A 14889-nucleotide genomic window follows, 5' to 3' on the forward strand; every position below is an offset into this window, starting at 1 on the left:
GACAGGCAGAAATCGGCCAAAAGCGGTATTCCGTGAGCGGCAGCTTTCGGCCCAGGCTGTGTGAAAACGGATTCGGTGGGACGCGTCGCCGGTTTGTCAAAAAATGCGGGGAAAAAAATGGAAAAAGATGGGGACGCATCTATTTTCGCCCAAGCTGCTATTGAACAAAACGCTCATTCCAGCGAGGTCACCAAGCAAGTTTCGATACCCTCCAACCTCTTGGGCCATTCGTTAATCAGAACGACTGCATCGTCACCTTGATTCAGGTAGATCAGGTAGTCGCCTGTCTCGAAGGCAACTTGAAAGCCGACAAGCCAAACCTCTCCGCCCGCCACTTTATCGACAACACCTTGAACCGCTGTGATGATTTTGTCTTCGAGGAAGAGAGCTGACCTATTGCTAAGCAGATTTTCCCTACGCCACGAGCAAACGCTGGCGGCATCAAGCGCGAAGGGTGTGGGCGGTCCCAGATCGGACTCATCAGCTCCCACACGCTCCCCATCGTTTAGCAGGTACATCGCAACGTTCTGATGTTCGCCACACCGCCAGAGCAACGGGCCTACGTCGGACAGGCATTTTTCCTCGTTGAAGTAATATTGGTCATGCAATAACTCAACAAGTCGCTGCCCCTGCAGCAGCTGCGCATTTCTCAAGTCATTCGCCATCCTCTCTCGGGAGGCGGCATAGCGGTTAAACACTGGGCACTTCCCTATTTATTCGCAATCCAGGCTCTCGGAATCGCCCGATGATTCCGACAAAATCGCCTGATATCCACCCTTTTCAGGAACATATGAAACGAACTGGTTACTCGCGCCTTTTTGCACCCAAAGACGCCCACAGTTCGTGCATTCATAAACATCTAACGTCCGGTGGATGTGGAGGCTCGATAATCGGCTTACCAGTTCGTCGGTCGCGTTGACCCAAGGCGCAAACTCACCGAACGCCTCGGCAATCACGGCCTTGTCACCCGACTCGGCAGCAGTCATCAGAGGCTTGAGTTCATGGTTTACCTTTTCCCAGAATGCATCCTCTACTTCATCGCGAAGCAGGCTCGCCTTATAGGGCAAGCTGTCAGTCTGATCGACAATCACGTGCCCACATCTGCAACCCAATTTGCTCATTTGCGGTTCGATACCTTTGTCTGCCAGCCATCGGATTCCTGCCAAAGTTCATGAATCATAGAGATTGTCACTCCCGCTCAAACCGCCCCACCGAAAACGACGAAAGATCCAGTTCACTCTCCCCCCGCAAACACCACTGCGCAAACGCCTCCCCCAGCGCCGCCGAGTGTTTGAACCCATGCCCGGAGCACGCCGACACCACCAATGTGTGCTGCAACCGTGGATGCTCATCAATGATGAAATGCCGATCCGGCGTGACGGTGTAGGCGCAGACCGCTGACTTCACCACCCGATCCGTCAGCCCGGCAATCCGCCCCTGCACCTGCTGCTCGTACATCTCGCGTTCTTCCTCGGCCGAGATTGTGCGATCCAGCGTCTCGGGCGTGGATGTGCTGTGATATTGCGCCGTCGCCACTTTCAAACTGCCCTCCCCCGGCAACGCGGGAAAGCCATAGAAATCGTCGTCCGGGCCGTGAGTGAAGATGAACGTGGGTGAGTGGCCGACCAGTTGCGCGTCGGGCTCGGTTTCGAACCAGAACAGTTTTTGCCGATAGACGCTGAGCAGTTTGTCGAACGGTGCGCCCAGCAGGCCGCCCGCCCAGTTGCCGGCGGTGACCATCAGTTTGTTCGCCCGCACGGTGCGCTGGTCGGTGGTGACGGTGACGCCCTGTTCGTCCGACCGGATGTGGGTCACGGTCTCGCCCTTGTAGAGCGTGGCGCCGTGTTGTTCGGCCAGTCTGAGCTGCACGTCGATGCAGCGTTCGGGCCGTACAAAACCGCCTTCGGGCTCGAAGTAGCCAATGGCGTCGTCGCGCACCTGGGCAAACTGCGGGAAGCGCTGGCGGATCTGGGCAGCGTCGAGGACTTCGTGTTCGATGCCGTAGGTCTGTGCCAGGGCGATGGTGCGCAGGGTGAAGTCGGTTTCGTCGGCGGGATCGAAGTCGGGGCGGGAGGTCAGCACCAGCAGGCCGGTCTGTTCGAACAGGGACTCGCCTGACAGCGCTTCCAGTTCGCGCCAGATGCGGTGGGAGTTGCGCACGATGGGAACGTATTGCGCGCCCTCGCCCACGGACAGCCGGGTGATGCGGGTGTCGCCATGGCTGGAGCCGAATGTGTGCGGCGGATGGTGGCGGTCGATGCCGACCACGTTGACCCCGGCCTTCGCCAGTTGATACACCGTGGCCGCGCCCATGGCGCCGAGACCGATGACCAGTGCTTCGCATCGTTCCATGATTGATTTCCGCTCAGGCAAAAGAGCCACAGTGAAGCGGATCAGGCGATGGAAAACAATCCGCTGAAAGCCGCGCTCTGGCAAAAATGCGGGAAGCGAGCTGATGGGCGTCCCACTTACTGTCAATCAGCCGTCTGTCGGTGCTAGCGGTAGTCGAACGAAATTTGATAGTCGTTTGTACTCAGAGCGATCTGGTGCTGAAAATACGGCTGAATGGTCGCAACCCACTTTTCGACGACGTTGAAGCTGCCATTATTGATGTTGCCCTCCACTGGAATGCCTAAGGCATTCAATACTGACTCATCATCCCCCAGATCTTTTGACGTCTCCTCGCCCTGGAATTCCAGGGCTGCTGTGTCATACCACTCCAGTCTCAGCTCCAGTCCCATCTTTTTCTCACAAATATCTTTTTTGACGAAAAAAGGGACGGTGGCCCCGTCCCCTTTGCTCTCCGCAGTATCAGTACTTCGCACAGGTGCCCATGAAATACTCCAGACCGCTCGGGAAGCTGACATTCAGCAGGGCTCCCAGTGCCGCTACCTGATCCTCGCGCAGTAACAACTCACCTGGTTCCAGTTCACTCAGGGGCTTGGATTCAATGAGTTGCGCAACTTTTTCATTCATTTCGCTACCGTCGATATCCAACTCGAACTGCAGCGTGTCGTCTTGGACGTCATCGGGATAAAAGCCGGTTATTGAAAGGAAGAGCATGGTTTCATCCTTAATTCTTGGTGGTTCTTCTATCAGGCTCTGCTGGTCCGGTTTGCTCACCCGTCAGGTGATTGAACTCACCCAGATGTGTGGTTCCTAGTTTGTCGTATTTTTCTACAGCATTACTTTTGTAGTCCCACTCATAAATTCGGCCTTTACGGTCTACCCAGCGTGCTCGCCGCTTTCCTCCACCTTGTACCGATGATTTCGACTTCACCCTGACTGCATCGGGGAATGCTGGTAGCGTCTTTGGATGACCGTAATAAGCATGGTCGGATGGGCGGCTGAGAACAATGTACAGCGGCCGAACCCCGGACTCCGCCGGAAACACCAAAATGAAATCCCGATACTCCGGCGGATAAACCGGATTCACCAGAATCCCGTCCGCCGCTTTCGTCGGCGGGTACACCCAGATATGCGGCGCTTGCGGAGCAGCCTCCAGCGCTGGAATTCCGAGGATGTCGGAGCCGTCTACAGCTGGCGTCCAAACCAGCTCAACACCTTCGCCAAGGTCTGCAATAAACCGGCTACCGCGTGCCGCGAACTGCACAACATCAACCATCTCCCAATCGCGATTCTTGCCGGTGTAGAAGCCGTAACCCTTGAGGCTGCCATCGGCCTGCTGTTCGACACGCAGGCGTACGCGAGTTCGGGCCTGTTTGAGGGCGAGCAGCTGGTCTTCGGTGTAGAGGGCGCTGTCGCCCAGGTTCGAGGGCATGAACATCGCCACCAAACCGAGCAATGGGCTGATGACGGCAGCAGAGGCCATCGCGGGCAATGCCTTGAACGCTTCACCCGCGAGGGCAAAAGTGCCCAGCCCCGCAGGAATGGCCGTGCCGCTGATTTTCTTGAGCTCAACCCCACCGCTGTCATCGGCCTCACGGCCACCGAGCAAAATCAGCTCGCCGTAATCCTTGAGGCTGTCAGTCGGCACCATCCCCGCAGGATTCGCGTAATCGATGATCGCGTCCGGCAACTTGCAGGACTTGGCAAACACGCAGCCGGCGCGCACCGGCTCAGGCTTGTTCGCCGCTATCTCGCGGCTGCGCTCGAAGGCGTCCTGCCTCGCCAGCATGGCGTCGTACTTGTCTTGTCGGTCTTGCTGATCGGCCAGTTCGGTGGCCGTCATATAGCGGTAGGTAACGTGATGCCCGTCGCCTGCCGGTGGGTTGGGAACCCGGGAAATGTCCTTTTGACCAGCCACTGATTGTCCTTTCGTTCATGCATCGGCAGCCCCTCGCAAGGGGCTGCACGACGTTAACGAAGCAGGAAAATCGTGGCTGTAGGACGTCTCTCTAAAGACGTGGAGATTGTTCGACGTGAATGGATTGCATCTCGGCAACGACCGCCTCGATCAAACACAAGGCCGTCGGCGACAGGCTTCTGCCCTGCAAACTCACCACGCCAATTTCAGAATGAAATCCCGGCCTGTCCACAACATGCAGTTCGATCAAACGCCCCACCCGAATGTCTTCGGCCACGGCGCCATGGATGACGCCGAGGATGGTGTCGGTTGAACCAGCGACAGTTTTGAGCAAGGCCACGTCGTCGCACTCCAACACGATAGGCAGCGCCTGGCGGGTGGAGATGCCGAGGGTTCGGGCGGTTTCGAGTTTCAGCACCTCCGGCAGGCGCGTCGTGGCGACGCCGTAGCCTTCCAGTTCGCCCATCGCCACTTTACGCCCGGCCAGTGGGTGCTCCGGACGTACGAAAAAGCCTGCCGACACCTGGCCCAGCGAACGGATCAGCAGATCGGATTCCGTCGTGAAGTTGCGGATATCGGCAACGAAGAATTCGATCGCTTCAGCACGCAGCCGCGCTTCGAGAATCTGCCAGTTGTTCACTTCCACCCGCAGGGTGACTGCCGGGTGATCCAGGCGCAGCCGCGGCACCACTTGATGCATCAACATGGCCGCCGGGAACGGCCCGACGCCGAAGGCGAGGCTGCCCAGTTGGCGGTCGCTGTAGAGCGCCATGTCCCGCTCCAGCGAACGGGCATCGAACAGCAACCGCCGCGCCCGCTCGATCAGAAAGGCCCCCGCCGGCGTCGGACGGACGTCGCCGGTGTCGCGATCGAACAAGCGCTGCCCGGTTTCGCTCTCCAGCGCCTGAATGCTGCGGCTCAGGGCCGGCTGGCTGAGGTGCACGCGCTCGGCTGCGCGACCGAAATGGCGTTCATCGGCCAGTGCGAGCAGGTGTGACAGTCGTTTGAGGTCCATTCGCCCGATGCTAGCGACGCATTATCCGGATGTAAACAATGCATTGGATACATCGCCGCCCTGCCCCTAGGCTGGAGCGCATTCGACCCTCGGAGAACAACAAGAATGAAACCGACCCTCTATACGATCATCGCCCTGACGCTGGTGTCCCTCGGCGGCTGCGACAACCAGCCCGGCGTCGCAGCCGGCGACGCCACGCCTGCCACGGCCGCGGTGATCCAGGCGTCGATCAAGGGCCTGGACCTCAGCGACAACCGGGACATGGAAGATGCCCAGCGCGGTTTCATCGCCCGGCCCACCGGCAAGATCCTCGGCGCTGACGGTAATGTCCTGATCGACTTCGATGCCTACCGCTTTGTCGAAGGCCAGGCGCCGGCCACCGTTAACCCGAGCCTGTGGCGGCACGCGATGCTCAACGCGCAGATCGGTCTGTTCAAGGTCCGCGATGGGATTTACCAGTTACGCGGTTTCGACATCGCCAACATGACGCTGATTGAGGGGCAGACCGGCTGGATCGTGGTCGACCCGCTGACCTCTAGGGAGTCCGCCGCCACGGCGCTGGCCTTCGCTCGCGAGCATCTGGGCAACAAACCCGTCACCGCGATCATTTTCACCCACGATCATGCCGACCATTTCGGCGGTGTGCTGGGCATCACTTCGAGCAGCGAAGTCGCCCAGCGCAACATTCCCATCGTCGCACCCGCCGGTTTCATGGAGGAAGCCACCAGCGAAAACATCCTGGCGGGCCCGGCGATGGCGCGGCGGTCGATGTATCAGTTCGGCAAGAACCTGACACCGGGCGCCACCGGCATCGTCGACACCGGGCTGGGCAAAAACGTCGCTTACGGCAGCATGGGCATCCTGCCGCCGACGCAGATCATCGACCAGCCGATCCAGCCGCTGGTGCTCGACGGCGTCAGCTTCGTGTTCCACAACATGCCCGGCGCGGAGGCCCCGGCCGAGCTGACCTTTTCGATCCCCGCGCTCAAGGCATACGGCGGTGCGGAGCTGCTGACGCAGACCATGCACAACCTGCTGCCGATCCGTGGCGCCAAGGTGCGCGATGCGCTGCGCTGGTCCGACTACATGCAAATCGCCCTCGACGAGCTGGGCGACACCGAGGTCTATTTCGGTCAGCACAACTGGCCGATCTGGGGCAACGAGCGGATCCGCGAATTCATTACCAAACACCGCGACGTCTACAAATACCTGCACGATCAGACCGTGCGCCTGATGAATGCCGGTTACACCCCCAACGAGATCGCCGACAAGATCCAGCTGCCGGACTCACTGGCGTCGTACTTCGGCACCCGTGGCTATTACGGCGACCTGCGCCACAACGTCAAGGCGATCTACCAGCTGTACCTGGGCGCCTACGATGGCAACCCTGCACACTTGAATCCTCTGGTGCCCAAAGAATCGGCAAAGCGCTACGTCGAATTGATGGGAGGCAACGCTAAAGTGGTCGAAGCCGCTCGCGTGGCCTATGACAAAGGTGAATATCGCTGGGTCGCCGAGCTGCTGGATCAGGCCGTGCTCAATAAGCCCGACGACGCGGCCGCCAAGGAACTGCTGGCCCGCGCGTACGAACAGATGGGCTATCAGGCGGAATCAGCGACCTGGCGCAACAGCTACCTGACGGCGGCGATGGAGCTGCGCAACGGCCCGCCGGCCAAGGGCGTCAAACGCTCCGACCTGATCGAACTGATGAAGCAGACGCCCACCGAACGCTTCCTCGAAGCCATGGCCGCAAGCCTCGACGGCCCGGCGGCGGATGGCAAGCACTGGACGTTCAATCTGGTGCTGACCGATACGAATGAATCGTTCGTGCTGTGGATCGAGAACGCCGTGCTGCACTATCGAAAAGGCCCGACGGCAGAGAATGCCAACGCAACGCTGACAGTCACCAAGGACCTGTTCGTCCAACTGCTCGGCGGCACCGCCGGGCTGAAGGAAGCGCTCACCTCCGATGATCTGAAGGTCGAAGGCAGTAAAGTCGATCTCATGAGATTCCTCGGGCTGCTGGAAAAGGCGCCGGGGAATTTTGCGATTGTCGCCCAGGCGCGTGACTGAACCGGTACGTGTCGACGGTGGGTTGCACGGTTCGAAAACAGGATCAGGCAAGCAATCCACAGAAATGCACAACAGCCTGTACGAGCAATCCGGGAAAAATGGTCCCTCGACACATTCATCAAGGACCACTCCCATGCTCGTACACGCCTACGGTGCCTACGCCGGCGACCAACCCCTTGAGCCGATGCAGATCCATCGCCGCGCGCCCGCAGCCCATGATGTGCAGATCGATATCGCCTTCTGCGGCATCTGCCACTCCGACCTGCACCAGGTGCGCGCCGAATGGGCCGGGACACAATTCCCCTGCGTACCCGGGCACGAAATTGTCGGTCGCGTTTCGGCAGTCGGCGCGCACGTTTCCGACTACAAGGTCGGTGATCTGGTGGGTGTCGGCTGCATCGTCGACAGCTGCAAACACTGCGACGACTGCGAAACCGGTCTGGAAAACTACTGTGACGGCATGATCGGCACCTACAACTTCCCGACCCCGGATGCACCGGGCTGGACCCTTGGCGGCTACTCGCAAAACATCGTGGTGCATGAGCGTTACGTGCTGCGCATCCGCCACCCCGAAGCTCAACTGGCCGCCGTCGCGCCGCTGCTGTGTGCGGGCATCACCACTTACTCGCCACTGCGTCACTGGAACGCCGCGCCGGGCAAAAAAGTCGGGGTGGTCGGCATCGGTGGCCTGGGCCACATGGGCATCAAACTGGCCCATGCAATGGGCGCGCATGTCGTGGCGTTCACCACCTCCGAGTCCAAGCGCGAAGCCGCCAAGGCACTGGGCGCCGATGAAGTCGTGGTGTCGCGCAACGTTGAAGAAATGGCCGCGCACACCAAGAGTTTCGACTTGATCCTCAACACCGTCGCCGCCCCTCACGATCTCGACGCGTTTCTGGTGCTGCTCAAGCGCGACGGCGCCCTGACGCTGGTCGGTGCTCCCGCCTCGCCGCATCCGTCACCGAACGTGTTCAACCTGATCATGAAACGCCGGACCATCGCCGGTTCGATGATCGGCGGCATCCCGGAAACCCAGGAGATGCTGGACTTCTGTGCCGAGCACGGCATCGTTTCCGACATCGAGCTGATTCGCGCCGATCAGATCAACGCGTCCTACGAGCGGATGCTGCAGGGCGATGTGAAGTATCGGTTCGTGATCGATAACGCGACGCTGGCTGGCTGAACCGTCACTCCGGCAACCCCGCCAACCGCAAACCTTCGGCAAACCGGGCAACGTCTTCAGGCCGTTGAATGGGCAGCCACGCGCTCAGGCTGGACACCCGCAACGTCGGGTCCAGCTGACGCACCCGTTCCATGGCCTGCCCGGCTTTGTCGGCTCGCCCATTGAGCGCGTGGCTCGCGGCGATCAGGGCCGCCGCTACCAGCAGACAGGGCAGGTTGCCCTGCGCTTTCTCGGCCCACGAAGTCGAGAGTTCGAAACGACCGGCGAAGAAGTGCGCCAGCGCCATCCCGACCTGCATGCGGAACATTTCCGGATCCAGCGGGCTAAGGCGCACGGCGTGCTCAAGGTTGGCGATGGCGGACTCGGTTTCGCCACGCAAGGCACGCAGGATGCCACCCAGATACCAGGCCGGCGCCAGATTGGGGTTGAGCAATCGAGCTCGATCAAGCAAGGCGATGCCGCAGTCGACATCCCCGGTCAGATGGGCCAGGGCATGACCGCAACGGGTCACGCCCCAGCTCCACGCCCATGCGCGCCAGCCGCGCACCTTCGGCGATTTCCCGGGGCCGGTCGGTCATCCAGCCGTTGAGCTTGCGCCAGAAGTGGCACCACGCGGCCATGCCGTATGCCGAGGCAAATTCCGGATCCAGTTCGATTGCCCGGTAGAACAACGCCAGTGACTGCTCGATCGCCTCACGGGTGCCGATGTGCAGCTTGGCCGTGCCCCGCAGGTAGTAATCGTAGGCATCGAGGCTGTCGGTGGGCTTGCGTTTGGCCCGCTCGATTTCCGCGCGCTCCAGCTGTGGTGCGATGGCGCCCACGACGCTCTCGGCCACCTGATCCTGGAGTTCGAAAATATCGTCCAGCAGACCTTCGAAGCGCTCGGCCCACAGGTGCGTGCCGCTGCACGCATCAATCAACTGGCCGGTGATGCGGATCTTGTTGCCGCACTTGCGCACGCTGCCTTCCAGCACGTAACGCACACCCAGTTCCTGACCGACGCCTCGCGCATCCACCGCCCTGCCCTTGTAGGTGAAGCTGGAGTTGCGGGCGATGACGAACAGCCAGCGCAGACGCGACAACGCGGTGATGATGTCTTCGACGATGCCGTCGGCGAAGTAGTCCTGCTCGGGGTCGCCGCTGAGATTCTGGAACGGCAGGACGGTGATCGAAGGTTTTTCCGGCAGGACAAGTGTCGTGGCCACTTCGGGTATCGCAGGCGCTTCGGGTACATTGACGGGGCTGTCGCACGGGATGATTTCACCGACAAAGCGATAGCCCTTGCGCGGCACCGTACGCACCAGGCGCTGCTGCTCACCGGTGTCGCCGATGGCCTTGCGCACAGCGTTGATGTGGCTGGTGATGGTCGACTCGGAAACGATCCGGCCACTCCACACGGCGTTCAACAGTTCGTCCTTGCTCACCACCCGCTCGCGGTTGCTGACCAGCAGCAACAGCAGATCGAAGACCTGCGGCCCGACCGTCACGACTTGTCCGCGCCAGGTCAGTTCCCGGCGCTGCTGGTCGAGCAGGTAGTCTTCAAACACGAATTGCACGGTGGCTGTTCTCCGGTCTGGCGCCCCCGACTCTGTGTCCGAGCGGGCGATTGTCGTGCGCCCAATGGTACGGCAGACCCTGGGCCCTCGCACCGGTCTGGGCATTGGTCTACGCATCTGCCGACGGATTGGCCTGTCTGGACAAAAAACCAAGGCAAACCCAAGGTCACCACAAGGACTTGCCCGAGCGCCGCAAGCATGCTCAACCCACATCGACAGCAACGGTTGCCGTCGGCAAGTGGAGAGATGTCATGAAGATAGTCGTTATCGGAGGCACCGGCCTCATCGGATCGAAACTTGTGAACAATCTGCGCGAACGCGGCCACGATGCACTCGCCGCCTCGCCTAACACCGGCGTCAACAGCATCACCCGCGAAGGTCTGGCCGATGCGATGGACGGTGCCCAGGTGGTGGTCGATGTGTCCAACGCCCCTTCGTGGGAAGACCAGGCCGTGCTCGATTTCTTCGAGACCTCCACCCGTAACCTGCTTGCCGCCGAAGCTGCCACCGGGGTTCGCCATCACGTAGCGCTGTCGATTGTCGGCAGTGAGCGCCTGCCCGCCAACGATTACTTCCGTGCCAAGGTCGCGCAGGAAAATCTGATCAAGGCGTCCGGCATTCCGTACAGCCTGTTACGGGCCACGCAGTTCTTCGAATTTGTCGGCGGCATTGCCCAGTCCGCCACCGTCGGCGACGAAGTGCGCCTGTCGCCGGCATTGATCCAGCCCATGGCCTCCGACGATGTCGCCGCTGCACTTACCGACGTGGCACTGGCCGCGCCGATCAACGGCACGCAGGAAATTGCCGGCCCCGAAGCCATGCCGCTTGACGAGCTGGTCCGCCGCTTTTTCCGCGCCACCCACGACTCCCGCAAAGTGATCCCGGACGTCCACGCCCGCTACTTCGGCGACGTGCTCGACGACCAGTCGCTCACCCCCGGTAGCAGCAACCCGCGCCTGGGCTCGACGCGCTTTGAAGACTGGCTGGCGCAATCGATCCAGCGCTAAAACACCCCACCTGTTTGAAGGAGTATCGCCATGTTCAGCCGAATCCTGCTGGCCGCCACGTTTGCGGCCCTTTCAATCTCATCCGTCTCGGCCGCCGAGCCGCAGGGTGGCAAGGTCACCGTGGTGTTCGACCGCGCCCTGCCCAACGTTCCGGGCAAATCCATGCGGGGCGTGCTGGTGGAATACGCGCCCGGTGGATCTTCGCCGGCGCACTTTCATCCGAAGTCCGCGTTCATCTACGCCACGGTGCTTGAGGGCGCCGTGCGCAGCAAGGTCGGCGACGGGCCGGAGAAGGTCTACAAGGCCGGGGAAAATTTCGTCGAGCAACCGGGTGATTTCCACGCGGTGAGCGCCAATGCCAGCACCACCGAACCGTCCCGTCTGCTGGCGGTGTTCGTGCTCGACAGCAACGAGACCGACCTGGTCAAACCGGTCAAGCCGTAACCGATCCATTCGCCGATCCACCTTCGGCAGCCCGGCTGCCGGGGGCCACCGCTTATGGAGGCAATCAGGGTCGGCTTTGCAAACCATGCCCGATCAAAGCATTGATCTTTCGCCCCACACCCAGTAAAAAACCGTCTCCCCTTCCCACCCTTGCAAGGAGCAGCGGATGCTCGAACTCGCCACGCAACGCCTGGACCTGCGCACGATGGTCGAATCCGACTGGCCGCTGTTCCTCAGGCTGCATTCCGAGCCGCAAACCATGCAGTACGTGTTCGGTGAAATTGCCGAAGAACAGGTGCGCAAAGGCTTCGAGCATCGGCTTCCGGCCTGGGGGCCGCAGTCGGATCACTGGTTGTGTCTGGTGGTGACCGACAGGGCCAGCGGGCAGGAACTGGGCGTGACCGGATTCCGTATCCTGTCGCCGGGGCATGCCGAGGTGGGTTGCCTGTTGTTGCCCGAGCATCAGGGCAAAGGCTTCGGCACCGAGTCGCGGCAGGCGATCATCGACTATGCCGCCGCCATCGGCCTGGATTCGTTGGAGTCGACCGTGACCGACGGTAATATCGCGTCCTGCAAGGTGTTGGAGAAATGCGGTTTTGTATTCGAGCGCCGCGTGCCGCAGGCCTATCAGATTGGAGATCGGTGGTTTGACGACCTGATCTACCGCTATCAAATCAGCTGACCCCGTTTTATCAGCGACCGCCAAGGAGGCCCTCGTCGTGAATCCTTATCAATGCCTGCCACCCCGCGCTTTCTGGCGCACTGCCGTGGCTGACAAGCCCGCGCTGAACATCGATCAACTGTGGACGCCACGATTCGAAATCGGCAACAAGGACGCCATCGTCACCGCCGGCTCGTGTTTCACCCAGCACATCGGCCGGGCGCTGGTGGAACGCGGCATGAACTGGCTGGATGCGGAACCGGCCCCGGCCGGTTTGCCCGAAGCCGACTGCAAGGCCCACAACTATGGGGTGTTCTCGTTCCGCACCGGCAACCTGTACACCCCAGCGATGCTGTGCCAGTGGCTCGAATGGGCGCTGGGCGTGAGCCTGCCACCCGACGAAACCTGGGCCCATGACGGGCGATTCTTCGACCCATTCCGGCCCGCCGTGGAACCCGACGGATTTGCCAGCGAAGACGCGCTGTTCGCCTCGCGCGAAGCCACCCTCGACGCCATCCGCACCGCCCTGCGCCGGGCCAAAGTGTTCGTGTTCACCCTCGGCCTGACCGAAGCCTGGCAAAACCGCCAGACCGGTCTGGTGTATCCCGTGTGCCCCGGCACCGTGCGCGGTACTTTCGATCCGCAGCTGCACCACTTCTGTAATTTCGGCTTCATGGACACCTATGGCGACATGGTCAGGGCGCTGGAGCTGATGCATTCGATCAACCCGCAACTGCGTCTGCTGCTCACCGTGTCACCGGTACCCCTGACGGCAACGGCCACGGGCGAGCATGTGCTGAGCGCCACCACCTATTCCAAATCAGTCCTGCGCGCCGTCGCCGGGCAACTGTGCGAAGACCTGCCCGACGTCGACTATTTCCCTTCTTACGAAATCATCACCGGCACACCGTTCAAGGGCGCGTTCTACCAACCCAACCAGCGGGAAGTCACGCCCGAAGGCGTGGCGTTCGTCATGCAGCAGTTCTTTGCCGGGCTCGACGCCGTTCAACCGCTGCAGGTGCCGGCCAGCATTCCCCCCACCTGCGTGCCCAGCGAGGAGCTTGTCTGTGAAGACGCCGTGCTCGATTACTACGCCTAGGTTTCTGCTGCTGGGCGACTCCCATGCCGGGGTCATCGGCAAGGCGGCGCAGGCCCGCGAGCTGCCGTTCAGCGGCGGCCCGCTGGGCACTGGCCGGGATTTCGCGGTGGATTTTTTCAGCCTGACCCGCGATGACGTGGTGTTTCGGGACGCCGAGATGGAACGCCTGTATCGCCAGGCCCTGGCGCCGTTCGACGTGCCGCAACTGGCGAAGGTCGGGGTGCCGCTGGTCAGCACCCTCGGCCTGAGCCTGCACTACCTCGCCACCGCGCCGAACTGGACCTGCTACCAGACGCCGGACGGCGAATTCGACGAAGGTTTTCTCGCAGGTCCCCTGTTCGAATCCATCGTCGACACCTTGTCCAAACCTGCGCTGGCGTTCTATGAACAGGCCCGGGCGATGAACCTCAAGGTGTTTGCCGTGCTGCCGCCGCAGCGGGTGCCGGAGTTGTCCGACTCGCGGGTGTTCATGGCCGCGCAGGCGCTGCTGATCGAGCGCCTGCAAGGGCTGGGCATCGAGCTGATCGACGTGCGCGCGGCAGCGAATGATGAGCAGGGTTTTCAGCTTCCGGCGTATTGCGAAGTGGATGACCCGCTGCACGGCAATCTGGCGTTCGGCGAGTTGATCGTCGAGCAACTGCTCAAACAAGGTCTGTGAATGACCGGTGGGAACGGCACCCGCTCCCACCGGTTTTTCTCGATTCAAGCCTTGGGCTGCGTCCCCAGAATCGTCACCCGCTCGCCATACCGCGAGTGCGGGAAATAATCCCAGACCGCATGGTGCTGGGTGCAACGGTTGTCCCAGAACACCAGCGTATTTGGCGTCCAACGCACGCGACAACTCAAAACCGGCTCTCGAGCCACCCGATCGAACAGCATGTTCAACAGCACCTGGCTTTCACCGCCGGACAACTGGACGATGTGTGACGTGAACCCGGAATTGACGAACAACGACTTGCGCCCGGTTTCCGGGTGGCGAACCACCACCGGGTGTTCGGTTTTCGGCAGGTTGGCCGGCGCCTCATAACCCTTCCACGGAATCGCGCCGTCGTGGATCGCGGTCAATTCGCCGAGAAACTGCTGCATCGTCGGCGACAGCATTTCCAGCGCCAAGTGCATGTTGGCGAACAGCGTATCGCCGCCGGTGCCGATGGCCGGGGTTTCCTTGACGTACAGCATCGAGCCCATGGACGGTGCCAGATCGGCGGTGCCGTCGGTGTGCCAGGTTTCGCCGGCCACGTAGCGCGATTGCGCATTGGCGCGGATCACCACCAGCTCCGGGTCATCGCCGTCGATGTCCTCCACCGGCAGCGCTCGCAGTTCACCGAACAGCCGGCCAAACGCCTTGTGTTCGTCCACCGTCAGGTGCTGATCGCGGAACACCACCACGTGGTTCTCCAGAAAGGCCCGGCGGATTTCCGTGAGTTGTTCGTCGCTCAGCGGTTGCGAAAGATCGACGCCGCCGATCTCGGCCCCGATGATCGGCGTGATTCGCTCGACCGTGATGTGCTGATACGGCGCGCGCCGTTCGGCGGCGATGCGCTCGATTGCCTTGAGTGCCAACTGATCCATGTTCCCTCACCT

The 14889-nt window shown here is 61.3% G+C and carries 15 protein-coding genes and 1 pseudogene; 7 read left to right on the forward strand and 9 right to left on the reverse strand.

The features are described 5' to 3' along the window. Nucleotides 1-173: 173 nt before the first annotated feature. The 7 genes from ACKJSM_RS14200 to ACKJSM_RS14230 form a co-directional block, all read right to left on the reverse strand. The gene (locus ACKJSM_RS14200) at nucleotides 174-698 is read right to left on the reverse strand and encodes a hypothetical protein (protein ID WP_410237975.1); all 525 of its coding nucleotides are present in this window, start codon (nucleotides 696-698) and stop codon (nucleotides 174-176) included. A gap of 15 nt (nucleotides 699-713) precedes the next feature. Continuing rightward, the gene (locus tag ACKJSM_RS14205) at nucleotides 714-1121 is read right to left on the reverse strand and encodes a hypothetical protein (RefSeq protein ID WP_410237976.1); all 408 of its coding nucleotides are present in this window, start codon (nucleotides 1119-1121) and stop codon (nucleotides 714-716) included. A gap of 67 nt (nucleotides 1122-1188) precedes the next feature. Continuing rightward, entirely contained in the window at nucleotides 1189-2352 is a 1164-nt protein-coding gene (gene solA / locus ACKJSM_RS14210) for an N-methyl-L-tryptophan oxidase (protein WP_410237978.1), read from the reverse strand. A 143-nt stretch (nucleotides 2353-2495) separates the two neighbouring features. Further along, nucleotides 2496-2867, reverse strand: a complete 372-nt coding sequence (locus tag ACKJSM_RS14215) for a colicin E3-like toxin immunity protein (RefSeq protein WP_410237979.1) — start codon at nucleotides 2865-2867, stop codon at nucleotides 2496-2498. Further along, complete coding sequence (locus ACKJSM_RS14220; RefSeq protein ID WP_197870734.1) at nucleotides 2812-3063, reverse strand: pyocin S6 family toxin immunity protein; 252 nt, start codon at nucleotides 3061-3063, stop codon at nucleotides 2812-2814. Before ACKJSM_RS14220 ends, ACKJSM_RS14215 begins: the two co-directional genes overlap by 56 nt. Before the next feature lie 10 nt (nucleotides 3064-3073). After that, complete coding sequence (locus tag ACKJSM_RS14225; protein WP_410237980.1) at nucleotides 3074-4267, reverse strand: S-type pyocin domain-containing protein; 1194 nt, start codon at nucleotides 4265-4267, stop codon at nucleotides 3074-3076. A gap of 91 nt (nucleotides 4268-4358) precedes the next feature. Beyond that, nucleotides 4359-5282 (reverse strand): LysR family transcriptional regulator, encoded by a 924-nt coding sequence (locus ACKJSM_RS14230; protein WP_410237982.1) that lies wholly within the window; start codon nucleotides 5280-5282, stop codon nucleotides 4359-4361. Nucleotides 5283-5387: 105 nt separating this feature from the next. On the opposite strand from ACKJSM_RS14230, the gene ACKJSM_RS14235 reads away from it, so the two are divergent. Together ACKJSM_RS14235 and ACKJSM_RS14240 are read left to right on the forward strand one after the other, a co-directional pair. After that, nucleotides 5388-7355 (forward strand): alkyl/aryl-sulfatase, encoded by a 1968-nt coding sequence (locus tag ACKJSM_RS14235; RefSeq protein WP_410237983.1) that lies wholly within the window; start codon nucleotides 5388-5390, stop codon nucleotides 7353-7355. A 133-nt stretch (nucleotides 7356-7488) separates the two neighbouring features. Further along, nucleotides 7489-8538, forward strand: coding sequence for an NAD(P)-dependent alcohol dehydrogenase (locus ACKJSM_RS14240; protein WP_410237984.1), 1050 nt, complete (start codon nucleotides 7489-7491; stop codon nucleotides 8536-8538). A gap of 4 nt (nucleotides 8539-8542) precedes the next feature. On the opposite strand, the pseudogene ACKJSM_RS14245 reads toward ACKJSM_RS14240, so the two are convergent. After that, a pseudogene (locus ACKJSM_RS14245) lies at nucleotides 8543-10094 on the reverse strand (winged helix-turn-helix domain-containing tetratricopeptide repeat protein). Nucleotides 10095-10345: 251 nt separating this feature from the next. Between ACKJSM_RS14245 and ACKJSM_RS14250 the strand changes: the two are divergent. From ACKJSM_RS14250 to ACKJSM_RS14270, 5 genes are all read left to right on the forward strand, one after another. Continuing rightward, nucleotides 10346-11101 (forward strand): SDR family oxidoreductase, encoded by a 756-nt coding sequence (locus ACKJSM_RS14250; protein ID WP_410237986.1) that lies wholly within the window; start codon nucleotides 10346-10348, stop codon nucleotides 11099-11101. Between the two features lie 30 nt (nucleotides 11102-11131). Then, entirely contained in the window at nucleotides 11132-11545 is a 414-nt protein-coding gene (locus ACKJSM_RS14255) for a cupin domain-containing protein (RefSeq protein ID WP_064595669.1), read from the forward strand. Between the two features lie 166 nt (nucleotides 11546-11711). Then, nucleotides 11712-12227 (forward strand): GNAT family N-acetyltransferase, encoded by a 516-nt coding sequence (locus tag ACKJSM_RS14260; RefSeq protein ID WP_039771072.1) that lies wholly within the window; start codon nucleotides 11712-11714, stop codon nucleotides 12225-12227. A 37-nt stretch (nucleotides 12228-12264) separates the two neighbouring features. Then, entirely contained in the window at nucleotides 12265-13305 is a 1041-nt protein-coding gene (locus ACKJSM_RS14265; RefSeq protein ID WP_410237987.1) for a GSCFA domain-containing protein, read from the forward strand. Further along, complete coding sequence (locus tag ACKJSM_RS14270) at nucleotides 13274-13963, forward strand: hypothetical protein (protein ID WP_410237989.1); 690 nt, start codon at nucleotides 13274-13276, stop codon at nucleotides 13961-13963. Before ACKJSM_RS14265 ends, ACKJSM_RS14270 begins: the two co-directional genes overlap by 32 nt. A gap of 44 nt (nucleotides 13964-14007) precedes the next feature. Here the strand turns inward: ACKJSM_RS14270 and ACKJSM_RS14275 are convergent, their stop codons facing one another. Next, nucleotides 14008-14877 (reverse strand): TauD/TfdA dioxygenase family protein, encoded by an 870-nt coding sequence (locus tag ACKJSM_RS14275; protein WP_236181832.1) that lies wholly within the window; start codon nucleotides 14875-14877, stop codon nucleotides 14008-14010. Nucleotides 14878-14889: the final 12 nt, after the last annotated feature.

This window comes from Pseudomonas sp. PHC1, from assembly GCF_046487845.1.
GTDB lineage: Bacteria > Pseudomonadota > Gammaproteobacteria > Pseudomonadales > Pseudomonadaceae > Aquipseudomonas > Aquipseudomonas sputi.